The sequence below is a fragment of the Arthrobacter humicola genome, assembly GCF_039531445.1.
GTDB lineage: Bacteria > Actinomycetota > Actinomycetes > Actinomycetales > Micrococcaceae > Arthrobacter > Arthrobacter humicola.
This window is the reverse complement of sequence record NZ_BAAAQB010000019.1, coordinates 15,316-28,194: the sequence shown is the minus strand read 5'-3', so window position 1 is coordinate 28,194 and position 12,879 is coordinate 15,316. Positions and strand designations below refer to the sequence as shown.

The following is a 12,879-nucleotide window of genomic DNA, read 5'->3' as shown; positions in this document are numbered from 1 at the left end:
TTGCCGATGGCCTAGTAGAACTGCTGGCCCGTGCGCCGGGTGTAGAGCTGGCGTGCCACGCGCTCCCCCGCCGTCATCCAGGCCTTGTACTTCAAGGGGCTCAGCACCTGGTCGTAGCAGCCGACGAAGTCGGTCACGGTCTTGCTGAAGCTCGTCTTGAAGAGGCCCAGCCCGTGGAACGGGTTCGACGTGTCCTTGAGCTTGTCGCTCGGCGGGGTGCCGCAGAAGTCGTACTCGGTGCAGCCAAGGTCCTTGAGCTGGTTGATGGCCGTCCACTGCACAAGGTGCGAGTCGCCGTACTGACCCCGCTTCTGCAGCGACCCGCCGTCCTTGTACGTGCCCTTGCGGCCGTAGTTGATCACGAACGCGCCCACCGAAGGCACGCCGTTCTCGTACACGAAGAGCAGCCTGCCCTGGTCCCGCTTCAGAAAGTTGGTCCAGAACTGGCGGTAGTACTCATACTCGCGGACCCGGACCTGGGATTTGGCCTCCACCGTGGTGGTCATCAGGGCATACATGGCCCGGAAATTCTCATCCGTGGGTTCGACGTTGTGGACCTCCACGCCCTCGCGGATGGCCCGGCGCACGGCATTGCGGCCGCGGGAGTGCAGGTTGCGCAGCAGCTGGTTTTCCTCCGGCGCAATGTCAAGAAGCGCCGTGGAGTCGTTCGGCTGCAGGTTGTGGGTCTTGACGAGTCCGGCGCCTTCAAGGACCCGGGCGGCGTCGTCGGAGAGGATGATGTCCGGCTCGATTTTGATTGCGAAGACGCCCAGCCTGGCCCGCTTCACGAAGTCCGCGTTCGCGGCGGTGATCCCGGGGATGTCGTCGACAGACGCCACGTCGGGGCCCTTGATCAGATACCACAGCTTTCCGAGCAGCGGGAAGGACTTCTCCAGGACCAGGTTGTAGCTCGTGTAGTCCGCCGTCTCGTAGACCAGGTGCAGGGGTTTCCAGCCAAAGTGCTGCTTAACCTCGGCGAAGGCTTCGGATTGCAGGAGATTGCCGCCGTTGGGGTTCGCGGTGACGTGGGCATCCCAGTTGGCAATCTCTTCGGCGGAGGCAAAGCGGGCAGTGAATTCACGCAAGGGTGCGGCATCCAATCATTGCGGTACGAGCGTCGGCGGCATGCGGACATGCAGCCCCAAGTCTATCGGTCCGCACCCTGCCGCCGGTCCGGACAAGACGGTTACGCTGGTCTCATGCAGGCTCAGCAACAACCGCTGGAAGGCCGTCCCGGGGCGCCCGGCGGACGCTCACGAGGCGCCGGAAGCGGCTCCCAGGTGATCGCACTGTTCGTGTTCCTCGGCGCGTCGGCGCTCGTTGCGGCCCTGGGCGGCCTGGCCACGGCCAACCACGTCAACGGCTGGTACGCCACGGCGGACAAGGCGCCATGGTCCCCGCCCAACTGGGTCTTCGGCCCGGTCTGGACGCTCCTGTACACCGCCATGGCCGTCGCGGCGTGGCTGGTCTGGCGCAAACACGCCGAAGGGTCCAGGACGGCGCTCACCGCCTACGGGCTCCAACTGGTACTGAACTTGTTGTGGACCCCGGCCTTCTTTGCCCTGTACCCGGTGCTCGGGACGCCGGCGCTGTGGATCGCGTTCGGGATCATCGTGGCACTCGCCGTCGCGGTGGCCGTGACCGTGGTGCTCTTCGGGCCCATCAGCCGGACGGCAGGGCTGCTGATGCTGCCCTACCTGTCCTGGATCGTGTTCGCGTCCTCGCTGAATCTGTGGGCGGCCCTGCACAACTAGCGCCCGCCGCAAGTGGCCCCGGCGGGCGCCGGCTAGCCCTCTAGCACTCCACGACGTTCACGGCGAGGCCGCCCATCGCGGTTTCCTTGTACTTGGAGCTCATGTCCTTGCCGGTCTCGCGCATGGTCACGATGACCTCGTCGAGGGAGACCCGGTGCGAGCCGTCGCCCCACAGGGCCATCTTGGCGGCGTTGATGGCCTTCGCCGCGGCGATCGCGTTGCGTTCGATGCAGGGGATCTGGACGAGGCCGCCGATCGGATCACAGGTCAGGCCAAGGTTGTGCTCCATCGCGATTTCCGCGGCGTTTTCCACCTGCTGGGGCGTGCCGCCCATGACTTCGGCCAGGCCGGCGGCGGCCATCGACGACGCCGAGCCCACCTCGCCCTGACAGCCAACCTCCGCGCCGGAGATCGAGGCCTGTTCCTTGTACAGCACGCCGACGGCGGCCGCGGTCAGCAGGAACTTGACCACGACGTCGTCGCGGTCGGCCTGGGTAGCCTTATCCATGCCGGGTGCGAAGTGCAGCGCGTAGTAAAGCACGGCCGGGATGATGCCCGCGGCGCCGTTGGTGGGGGCGGTGACCACACGGCCGCCCGAGGCGTTTTCCTCGTTCACGGCCAGCGCGATCAGGTTGACCCATTCCTGCCAGTACTTCGGGTCCCGGTCCTTGTCCTCCTTCATGAGGCGCTCGTGCCAGTCGGGGGCCCGACGCCGGACCTTAAGGCCGCCGGGCAGCAGCCCGACGCGCTTGAGGCTGACCTCGACGCAGCCCTCCATCACCGAGTAGATGTGCAGGAGCCCCTCGCGGATCTCCTCCTCGGTGCGCGAGGCGCGCTCGTTGACGAACATGATCTCACCGATCGAGAGGCCCTTGGACTGGCAGCGGCCCAGCAGTTCCGCGGCCGTCCGGAACGGCAGGGGAAGTTCCTTCTTCGATTCGTCGAGTTCCTTCAGGGCCGCGTCTTCCTCGCCCTCGCGGACGATGAAGCCGCCGCCCACGGAGAAGAACGTGGCGCTGTGGAGGACCTCGCCGTCGGCGTCCGAGACGGTGAACGTCATCCCGTTGGTGTGCCGGGGCAGGATGGTGAGCGGCCGCAGGACCATGTCCTTCACGCCGTACGGCAGGGAAACAGCTCCGGCCAGTTGCAGGATGCCGGTCTCCGCGATCGTGGCGAGCCGGCCTTCCACTTCCTCGGGGAGGATCAGTTCGGGGTGGAAGCCCTCAAGCCCGAGCAGGATGGCGGTCATCGTGCCGTGGCCGTGGCCCGTGGCGGCAAGCGAGCCATAGAGGTCAACGCGCACGGACGCCACCTTGTCCAGGTCGCCGGAAGCCTTGAGTTCTTCGGCGAAGACGGCGGCGGCCCGCATGGGGCCCACGGTGTGCGAGCTGGATGGCCCTATTCCGATGGAAAAGAGGTCAAAGACTCCAACAGCCATTGTCGGTTCCTAACTAGGTCTTGCTGTGGCCCGGCAGAGGGTCTTGCCGGAAGGCGGCGCGGCCGCCGGTAGGCGGCAGTACCGCCGGATGCACGACGCCGGGCGGCGGCTTGTGGCCGCGGCCCGCCCGGCGTCGTGTCTACTTCAGTGATACGTCGCCTAGGCGAGGTTATCAACCGAGGGGTACAGCGGGTGGGCGGCGGCGAGGGCCTCCACCCGGTCGCGCAGACCGGACAGGTCCGCGCCGGCGTCGGCGGTCAGGGCCTCGGCGATGATGTCGGCGACCTCGGTGAAGGCCGCTTCGCCAAAGCCGCGGGTGGCCAGCGCCGGGGTGCCGATCCGCAGCCCCGAGGTGACCATCGGCGGGCGCGGGTCGAACGGGACGGCGTTGCGGTTGACGGTGATGTCGATGGCCGCGAGGCGGTCCTCGGCTTCCTGCCCGTTGAGCTCGCAATTGCGCAGGTCCACGAGGACCAGGTGCACATCGGTGCCGCCGGAGATCACATTGATCCCCTTGGCGGTGACGTCCGGCTGGACAAGGCGGTCGGCGAGGATCCGCGCACCGGCCAGGACACGTTCCTGGCGTTCTTTGAACTCCGGGGACGCGGCGATCTTGAAGGCCACGGCCTTGCCGGCGATCACGTGCTCCAACGGGCCGCCCTGCTGGCCGGGGAACACGGCGGAGTTGATCTTCTTCGCGATGTCGGCGTCGTTGGTGAGGATGATGCCGCCGCGCGGACCGGCGAGGGTCTTGTGCGTGGTGGACGTCGTGACGTGGGCGTGCGGGACCGGGCTCGGGTGCAGCCCGGCCGCCACGAGGCCGGCAAAGTGGGCCATGTCCACCATGAGGTAGGCGCCCACGGAGTCGGCGATCCGGCGGAACTCGGCGAAGTCGAGCTGGCGGGCGTACGCGGACCAGCCGGCAACGATCAGCTGCGGCTTGTGCTCCTGGGCCAGGCGTTCGACCTCGGCCATGTCGATCCGGTGGTCATCCTCGCGGACCTGGTACGGGATGACGTTGTAGAGCCGGCCGGAGAAGTTGATCTTCATGCCGTGGGTCAGGTGCCCGCCGTGGGCCAGGTTCAGGCCCATGATGGTGTCGCCCGGACGGATCAGGGCGTGCATCACGGAGGCGTTGGCCTGCGCGCCGGAGTGCGGCTGGACGTTGGCGTACTCGGCGCCGAACAGGGCCTTGACCCGGTCGATCGCGAGCTGTTCGATCACGTCAACGTGCTCGCAGCCGCCGTAGTAGCGCTTGCCCGGGTAGCCCTCGGCGTACTTGTTGGTCAACACCGAGCCCTGCGCCTGCATGACGGCCCTGGCGGTGTGGTTCTCCGAGGCGATCATCTCCAGGCCCTCGCGCTGGCGGGTGAGCTCGTCGTCGATCTTCGCGGCGATCTCCGGGTCCAGGGCGGACAGGTCCGCGTCCAGGCTCGGCGAGACGACCTGCTCAAACGCCAGAGTCTCTGTTCCTACAGCCCCTTCCGCGCTCACAGTTCGCCGCCGTTCTTGGAGGCGTATTCCTGGGCCGAGAGCAGCGGGCCGTCCGAGTCGGCGGCCACCTTGAAGAGCCAGCCGGCACCGTACGGATCGCTGTTGATCAGCGCGGGGTCCTCGACGACGGCGGCGTTGATTTCGGTGACCTCGCCCGTGACGGGGGCGTACAGGTCCGAGACGGACTTGGTCGATTCGACCTCGCCGCAAGTCTCTCCGGCGGTCACCGCGGAGCCGACCTCGGGCAGGTCGACGTAGACAATGTCGCCGAGGGCGTCGGTGGCGACAGCGGAGATGCCGATGGACACGACATTCCCGGCCTCACGCGCGACCCACTCGTGCTCGTCGGAGTACTGCAGTTCAGGGGCAACTTTTGCCATGTGTTTTTCCTAAGTCTTGGAGTGGTCGTTGGTGCTAAATCAATTGTGGTTGGGTTACGCGGCGGCCGTGGTCGGCTGGGTGGCGGATGAGGCAATTCCTCCGCGTGCTCGGTCGCGAAGGCGCCCGCTGGGCGGACGCGTCGCTCCCTTAGACGCACGCTTCCGGAATCCCCTCTCCCGCCGCTATTCAGTTCAGTTCTGGACGCCAATAGTTTTCAACAGGACACCAGTTCCTCGGAAGAAACCGTGGCCGTTCGAATCTTCTAGGGCCGGGCTGCTTCTTGGCTTTAAGGGTGTCATCAAGCTCACCCCCCAATGTTCGAGCTTGACAGGGCACCCGTTGGAACAAGCCGACCCCCGGTAGGCGGCTCATCCCCCAGCACCCTTGGTGTTCGAAGGCGCTTGTTTCCGCTGCTCCGGTTCCAGGGCGTGGTCTCAAAGGTGACGTGCCCCCGAGGGGTTGGCTGGCCGCGGTTTTCGAAAGCGTGCGTCTAAGCGAGGAACGAGCGAGCACGCGTGAAAACTGGGGCCAGCCAGCCCCGGAGCCGGGCACCGGTGAGGCACACGGCTCCGGGACCGACCCAGCCGGGCTACTTTTGGCGCTTGTAGAACGGCAGTGCGACAACTTCGAAGGGCTCCGTCTTGCCGCGAAGATCGATGTCCAAGGCCGTGCCGGGTTCGGTGAACTCAACATCGACGTAGGCCATGGCAACCGGGTAGCCCAAAGTGGGTGAGGGCTGGCCGGAGGTGACCTCGCCGACCACGTTGCCGTCCTTGAGGACCGGGTAGTGGCCGCGGCCTGCCCGGCGTCCGAGGCCCTTGAGACCGACGAGCTTGCGGCCCGTGGTGGAGCCGGCGCCGGCTTCCTTCCTGGCGGCCAGGGCCGCCTTGCCGATGAAGTCGCCTTCCTTGGACAGCGCGACGACGGGGCCCAGTCCCGCGGCGAAGGGGTCGCCTTCGAGGGAGAGTTCGTTGCCGTAGAGCGGCATGCCGGCCTCGAGCCGCAGGGAGTCGCGGGAGGCGAGGCCAGCGGGGGTCAGCTCGCCGTCCTCGGCGATGGCGATGAGCGCCTGCCAAAGGGCGGCGGCGTCGTGGTTGTCCACGAAGATCTCGAAGCCGTCCTCGCCGGTGTAGCCGGTGCGGGCCAGCAGGAGGTCCTGGCTGGCGCCGCCGACCATGAAGGGCACCTCGACGGCGGCGTAGTACTTCAGGCCGGTGACGAGCTCGTGCTGCGCGGCCGGGACAAGGCGGAGCAGGATGGCCTCCGCTTTGGGACCCTGCACGGCGATCAGCGAGGTTTCGGCGGAGGCGTCCTGGACGGTGACCTCAAAGCCTGCAGCGCGCTCAGCCATGGCAGCTGCGACCACCTTGGCGTTACCCGCGTTGGGGACCACCAGGAACTTCTGCTCGCCACGGCGGTAGGTGATGAGGTCGTCGATGATGCCGCCGTCCTCGTTGCAGATCAGCGAGTACTTGGCCTTGCCGATCGCCATGGCGGAGATCTTGCCGACCAGGGCGTAGTCGAGGAAGGCCGCGGCGTCCGGGCCGGTGACCCAGACTTCGCCCATGTGGGAGAGGTCGAACAGGCCCGCGGAGTTGCGGACGGCGTGGTGCTCGGCGAGTTCGGAGCTGTACTTCAGGGGCATCTGCCAGCCGCCGAAGTCCGTGAAGGAGGCGCCGAGCTTCTTGTGCTCTTCGTACAGGGCCGTGTAATTCTCAGTCATCGTTGGCTGTCCTTAGTTGGCGGAGGCGGAGTCGTCGGAGTGGTCCTCGAAGGCTTCGAGGGGTGGGCAGGAGCAGATCAGGTGGCGGTCGCCCGCGGCGCCGTCGATCCGGCCGACCGGCGGGAAGTACTTGTCCTGCTTGAGCGTGTGGACCGGGAAGACGGCCTGCTCGCGCGGGTACTCGCGGGTCCAGTCGGTGCTGATCACGGCGGCGGCGGTGTGCGGCGCGTTGCGCAGCGGGCTGTGCTCCACGGTGAAGTCACCGTGGGCCACCTGGTCGATTTCGGCGCGGATGGCGACCATGGCCGTGATGAAACGGTCGATCTCGCCGAGGTCCTCGGATTCGGTCGGCTCCACCATCAGGGTGCCGGCCACCGGGAACGCCAGGGTGGGGGCGTGGAAGCCGTAGTCGATGAGGCGCTTGGCGACGTCCTCGGCGGTCACGCCGGTCTTGGCCGTGAGTTCGCGCAGGTCCAGGATGCACTCGTGGGCAACCAGGCCGCCTTCGCCGGTGTAGAGCACCGGGAAGGAGTCGTTCAGGCGGGCCGCGATGTAGTTCGCTGCCAGGAGGGCCGACTTGGTGGCTTCGGTGAGGCCCTGGCCGCCCATGAGCTTCACATAGGCCCAGGAGATCGGCAGCACGCCGGCCGAGCCGTAGCGGGAGGCGGAGATCGGGGTGCCGTCGGCGCCGTTGGCCGGGTCCGCAGCGTTGCCCGGCATGAAGGGTGCCAAGTGTGCCTTGGCCGCGACCGGGCCGACGCCGGGGCCGCCGCCGCCGTGCGGGATGCAGAAGGTCTTGTGCAGGTTCAGGTGCGAGACGTCGCCGCCGAACATACCCGGCTGGGCCAGCCCGACGAGGGCGTTGAGGTTGGCGCCGTCGATGTAGACCTGGCCGCCAGCGGCGTGGATGGCGTCGCAGACCTCGCGGACGTCGGCGTCGTACACCCCGTGGGTGGAGGGGTAGGTGATCATGATCGCGGAGAGCGCGTCCTTGTGCAGTTCGATCTTGGCCTGCAGGTCCGCGTGGTCGATCGTGCCGTCGGAGGCGGTGGCCACGACAACGACCTTCATGCCGGCCAGCACGGCCGAGGCGGCGTTGGTGCCGTGCGCCGAGGCCGGGATGAGGCAGATGTTGCGCTGGGCGTCGCCGCGGGAGAGGTGGTAGCCGCGGATGGCCAGCAGGCCGGCGAGCTCGCCCTGGGATCCGGCGTTGGGCTGGATGGAGACCTGGTCGTAACCGGTGATCTCGGTCAGCTGGGCTTCGAGGTCCTCGATGAGTTCGCGCCAGCCGGCGGTCTGGGATTCCGGGGCGAAGGGGTGAATGGAGGCGAATTCCGGCCAGGAAATCGCTTCCATCTCGGCCGTGGCGTTCAGCTTCATGGTGCAGGAACCCAGCGGGATCATCGTGCGGTCCAGCGCGAGGTCGCGGTCTGAGAGGCGGCGGATGTAGCGCAGCAGCTGGGTCTCGGAGCGGTGGGTGTTGAACACCGGGTGCTGGAGGTAGTCGGAGGTCCGCTCGACGGCGGCGTCCAGGACGAAGCCATCTACGGAATCCACCACGGTGGCCCCGAAGGCGGCGACGACGTCGGCGACGATGCCCGCCGTCGTGGCTTCATCGGCGGAGATGCCGACAGTGTCGGCGTCGATGGCGCGCAGGTTAATGCCCTTGGCGTCGGCGGCCGCGATGATTTCCGCGGCCTTGCCGGGCACGGAGACGGTGATGGTGTCGAAGAAGGAGGTGTGCAGCACGTCCAGGCCCGCGGCCTTCAGGGAAGCGGCGATGGTCTTGGCGTGCCCGTGGACGGTCTGCGCGATGGCCTTCAGTCCGTCGGGGCCGTGGTAGACGGCGTAGAAGGAGGACACGATCGCCAGCAGCGCCTGAGCGGTGCAGATGTTGGAGGTGGCCTTCTCGCGGCGGATGTGCTGCTCGCGGGTCTGCAGGGCCAGACGGTAGGCGGGGACGCCGGCGTTGTCCTTGGAGACACCCACGAGGCGGCCGGGCATGGAGCGCTCGAGGCCCTTCTGGACGGCCATGTAGGCAGCGTGCGGACCGCCGAAGAACAGCGGCACGCCGAAGCGCTGGGCGGAGCCGACGGCGATGTCCGCGCCCTGCTCGCCCGGGGACGTGATGAGGGTCAGGGAGAGGAGGTCGGCGGCGACCGTGACGAGCGCGCCGCGCTCCTTGGCCTCGGCGATCACGGCGCTGTGGTCGAACACCCGGCCGGAGACGCCCGGCTGCTGCAGGACGACGCCGTTGATGACGCCTTCTGGCAGGCCCTTGGACAGATCGGCGACCTCGACCTCGAAGCCGAGGGCTTCGGCGCGGCCCTTGACGATCGCGATGGTCTGCGGGAGGCAGTCGGCGTCGAGGACGGTCTTTCCGTCGTGCGCTTCCTTGTTCTTGTTGGCGCGGCGCATCATCAGCACGGCCTCGGCGACGGCGGTGGCTTCGTCCAGCAACGAGGCGTTGGCGATCGGCAGGCCGACGAGGTCCTGGACCATGGTCTGGAAGTTCAGCAGCGCCTCGAGCCGGCCCTGGGAAATTTCCGGCTGGTAGGGCGTGTACGCGGTGTACCAGGCCGGGGCCTCGAGGATGTTGCGGCGGATCACGGCCGGGGTCACGGTGTCGTAATAGCCCTGCCCGATCATCTGCACGGCCGTCTTGTTCTTGCCGGCCAGCTTGCGCAGCTCGGCGAGGACTTCCACTTCGCTCAGGGCCGCGCCGAGAGCGAGGTCGGAGTCCTGGCGGATGTCTTTCGGAACGGCGGTGTCCACCAGGGCGTCGACGGTGTCGTAGCCGACAGCCTTCAGCATGGCGTCGACGTCGGACTGGCGACGGGCACCGATGTGCCGGTCGACGAAGGACGTGGAGGCTGGGGTAACAGTCACAAGGAACTCCATAACTCAGGCGGCGCTGGGTACGCCACATTGATTCGGGTTCCTCCCCGCTCTGTATTGGACCTGAGAGTTTCCGCGCAGCCGTGCATATAAGAGGGCTTCGCTTGCACCGTCGGTGAGCACAGCGTGTCGAGGACAGCCTGCCACTTTCCAGAGGTGCCTTGCCGCGGCGGTACGTGGGCCTGAGAGATTCCTGGGGAGGATTTGCTCCTACGGCGCCTGCTTGTACCTACTTGCAGGACTCTCCCGCCGCAGATCAAAGGCGTATTCAATTGGGTGTTCAATCGGGGGTGACAACAGTCACAACAATCATTGTCCTATGCCGGGCGCGCGTCCGCAAACTCCCGCCCGCCTTCGGCCCCACGTTACGAGGAGCGACGGCACCGCGAATTCGCCGGAAACGTGCCGGGTCGCCGTAACGTTCGAGCGAACTCGCACACTTCCGGCGACTTCGGCGGACTCGGAGGTCGCAGCGCGAGCAGTTCAGGGCCTCAGCGGCGCAGCTTCTCGACGGCGGCCAGGAGGCCCTCGACGTCTGCCTCGATTTCAGCGGGCGGACCGGCGGGCCCCCGTCCGAGCATGGCGTTGAAGTACAGCCCGTCCCCCATGTACAGGACCGCCTTCGCCATGGCGGGCCCGACGTCGGCCGCCAGCAGTTCCAGCCAGCTCGCCTGGCCTGCGGCGAAGCGGCGCTGGGTTTCCTCGTGCGCCACCTCGGCGAGCCGGGTGGCCGCCACGAAAACCCGGTCCATGGGCGTGTCCGCCCATACCGAGGACTTGATGAAGTACGCCGCCGCGCCTTCCGGAGCCGCAGCCATGGCGGCGACATCCGCGGCCAGGTGCCGGTCCAGCCGTTCGAGCAGGACCGAGATCATCGCCTCCTTGGTCGGGAAGTGGTAGAGCAGGCCGCCCTTGGAGACGCCGGCCCGCCGGGCGACGGCGTCCAGCGTCGCGGCGCGTTCGCCCACTTCGATGAGCAGGGATTCAAAGGCGTCGAGGACGGCCTCGCGGGCCACGGGTTTTCTGGGCATGCTTCCCATCATGCCCGTCCGGCCCCGCATTTCTTAACTGTACCGTCCAGACGGTATAGTTAAGACTTATGAGCATCACATCGACTACCACAGCCACCAGCAACCCGGCGGCCACCCGGCCCCAGGCACCCTGGCGTGACTGGGTGGCGCTGGCCCTGCTGATGTTCCCCGTTCTGCTCGTGGCCGTGGACAACACCGCCCTGACCTTCGCCCTGCCGGCCATCGCCCGCAGCCTGTCCGCCTCCGGCGTCCAGCTGCTCTGGATCATCGACGCCTACCCCCTGGTCCTGGCCGGGCTGCTCGTCGCGATGGGCAGCCTGGGCGACAGGATCGGCCGCCGCAGGCTGTTGTTCGTGGGCAGTGCGGGTTTTGCCGCGGTTTCGGCCGCGACGGCGTTCGCCCCGAGCGCCGAATGGCTGATCGCCGGCCGCGCGGGGCTGGGCCTCTTCGGCGCCATGCTCATGCCCTCTACGCTCTCCTTGATCCGCAACATCTTTCCCCAGCCCAACCGGCGCCGCCTGGCGGTGGCCATTTGGGCCGCGGGCTTCTCCGGCGGTGCCGCCCTCGGCCCGATTGCCGGCGGCTGGCTCGTGGAACACTTCTGGTGGGGCGCCGTCCTGCTGGTCGCGGTGCCGATCATCCTGCCGCTGCTGCTGCTCGGGCCGGGGCTGATCCCGGAATCCCGAGATCCGAAGCCCGGCCGCGTGGACGCGCCCAGCATCATTTTGTCCCTGCTGGTCATGGTGCCCGTGGTCTATGGGATCAAGGCGCTCGCCACGCACGGGCCGGCACCGGAGGCCTTCGCGAGCATCGGCGTCGGCCTGTTGATGGGCTATGTCTTTATCCGGCGCCAGCGCAACCTGGCCGAAGGCCACAGCACAGCCCGCGCGACGGGCCACAGTACCGCGCCGATGCTCGACGTTAGCCTCTTTGGCAACCGGATCTTCAGCACGGCCATCATCGCCAACGTCCTGGCGCTGTTCTCCTTCAACGGCTTCATTCTCTTCCTGGCCCAGCACCTGCAACTGCTGGAGGGCCAGTCCCCCTCGGCCTCGGGCGTCGCCATGGTCCCGGCCCTCATCGCCACCGTCGTTGCCGGCCTGCTGGTGGTCCCGCTGGTGCGGAAGGTCCGGCCCGGTTTCGTCGTGGCCGGCGGCCTGCTGCTGAGCGCGGCGGGCTATTTCATGGTGGCGTTCGGCGACCACAGCCACGGGCCGTCACTGCTCCTGGCCGCCCTGATGGTCCTCTGCCTGGGAGTGGGTGCCGCGGAGACCATCTCCAACGACCTGATCCTGGGCGCCGCGCCGGCCGACAAGTCGGGGGCCGCCGCCGCGATCTCCGAGACCGGCTATGAGGTGGGGTCCCTGCTGGGCACCGCGATCCTCGGTTCCATCCTCACGGCCTCGTACCAGGGCAACCTCCGGCTCCCCGCGGGTGTGTCCGAGCTCGCGCCGGCCGGAGCGACGAGCCAGGCCGGCGAAACCCTCGCCGGCGCGGTGGAGCTCGCCGGGATGCTCCCCGCTCCCCTGGCGGAATCCGTGACGTCGGCCGCGCGTACTGCCTTCGACTCCGGCGTCCACATCACGGCCGCCATCGCACTGGTCCTGATGTCCGGGGCCTGCGTCCTGGCCGCGATCGTGCTCCGTACGGTGCCGAAGGCCAAGTAGCAGGCTCAGTTGCCGTCGACGTACTTCTGCAGGGCGTCAAGGAGCTCGCCCGTGCCTTCCTTGCGCCCGGCGACCTGAGCCCCGTCACTTTCCGGGGACCCGGTGAAGAAGGCGCCCTGCTCGGTCAAGGTCAGCAGGGTGCCGCCGCCGTCGGGCTCGAGTTCGACCGTACTGAGCGAGACGGACATGCGTCGTCCATCAAGCAGCATTTCGTAGCTGTAAACGATCCGCTCGTTCTCGACGATGTCGTGGTAGATGGCATGCATGGTCGAAACCCAGCTGCCCACCGGACCTCCGACGTCGGTCTCGCGGCCGCCCTCCCGGAAGTCGAGGCTGGATTCGCCCTGGTACCACTCCGGCGGACCGCCAAACCACTTCTTCTTGCTGGCATGGTCGGCAAACGCGGCAAAGACGCGCGACGGCGGTGCGTTCAGCCGGCGCTCCAGGGAAAAACTCGCGTGCGTAACGGGGACACTCATGACGGACTCCTCAT

The 12,879-nt window shown here is 67.6% G+C and carries 10 protein-coding genes and 2 riboswitches; of the genes, 2 read left to right on the top strand and 8 right to left on the bottom strand.

Going from position 1 to position 12,879, the window contains the following annotated elements; genetic code table 11:
* Positions 1-11: 11 nt before the first annotated feature.
* A complete protein-coding gene (locus tag ABD243_RS06585) occupies positions 12-1,085 on the bottom strand; it encodes a lipid II:glycine glycyltransferase FemX (protein ID WP_344363481.1) in 1,074 nt (357 codons plus the stop codon).
* A 114-nt stretch (positions 1,086-1,199) separates the two neighbouring features.
* On the opposite strand from ABD243_RS06585, the gene ABD243_RS06580 reads away from it, so the two are divergent.
* Entirely contained in the window at positions 1,200-1,754 is a 555-nt protein-coding gene (locus ABD243_RS06580) for a TspO/MBR family protein (RefSeq protein WP_344363479.1), read from the top strand.
* A gap of 40 nt (positions 1,755-1,794) precedes the next feature.
* On the opposite strand, the gene ABD243_RS06575 is transcribed toward ABD243_RS06580, so the two are convergent.
* The 6 genes from ABD243_RS06575 to ABD243_RS06550 form a co-directional block, all read right to left on the bottom strand.
* Positions 1,795-3,192, bottom strand: a complete 1,398-nt coding sequence (locus tag ABD243_RS06575; protein ID WP_344363477.1) for an L-serine ammonia-lyase — start codon at positions 3,190-3,192, stop codon at positions 1,795-1,797.
* A gap of 159 nt (positions 3,193-3,351) precedes the next feature.
* Entirely contained in the window at positions 3,352-4,686 is a 1,335-nt protein-coding gene (gene glyA, locus ABD243_RS06570) for a serine hydroxymethyltransferase (RefSeq protein WP_344363474.1), read from the bottom strand.
* Entirely contained in the window at positions 4,683-5,066 is a 384-nt protein-coding gene (gcvH, locus tag ABD243_RS06565) for a glycine cleavage system protein GcvH (RefSeq protein WP_091251371.1), read from the bottom strand. Before gcvH ends, glyA begins: the two co-directional genes overlap by 4 nt.
* A gap of 590 nt (positions 5,067-5,656) precedes the next feature.
* Positions 5,657-6,790, bottom strand: a complete 1,134-nt coding sequence (gcvT, locus tag ABD243_RS06560) for a glycine cleavage system aminomethyltransferase GcvT (RefSeq protein WP_344363472.1) — start codon at positions 6,788-6,790, stop codon at positions 5,657-5,659.
* A gap of 12 nt (positions 6,791-6,802) precedes the next feature.
* Entirely contained in the window at positions 6,803-9,691 is a 2,889-nt protein-coding gene (gcvP, locus tag ABD243_RS06555) for an aminomethyl-transferring glycine dehydrogenase (protein WP_202615839.1), read from the bottom strand.
* 39 nt (positions 9,692-9,730) lie between these two features.
* A riboswitch (glycine riboswitch) is annotated at positions 9,731-9,847 on the bottom strand.
* Between the two features lies 1 nt (position 9,848).
* Positions 9,849-9,947, bottom strand: a riboswitch (glycine riboswitch).
* Positions 9,948-10,179: 232 nt separating this feature from the next.
* Entirely contained in the window at positions 10,180-10,719 is a 540-nt protein-coding gene (locus ABD243_RS06550; protein ID WP_116767039.1) for a TetR/AcrR family transcriptional regulator, read from the bottom strand.
* A 68-nt stretch (positions 10,720-10,787) separates the two neighbouring features.
* Here ABD243_RS06550 and ABD243_RS06545 point away from each other — a divergent pair, with 68 nt between their 5' ends.
* Positions 10,788-12,386 carry an MFS transporter gene (locus ABD243_RS06545; protein ID WP_344363467.1) on the top strand — a complete coding sequence of 533 codons (1,599 nt, stop codon included), beginning with the start codon at positions 10,788-10,790 and terminating at the stop codon, positions 12,384-12,386.
* 5 nt (positions 12,387-12,391) lie between these two features.
* Here the strand turns inward: ABD243_RS06545 and ABD243_RS06540 are convergent, their stop codons facing one another.
* Positions 12,392-12,865 (bottom strand): SRPBCC family protein, encoded by a 474-nt coding sequence (locus ABD243_RS06540; protein ID WP_344363465.1) that lies wholly within the window; start codon positions 12,863-12,865, stop codon positions 12,392-12,394.
* Positions 12,866-12,879 lie beyond the last annotated feature (14 nt).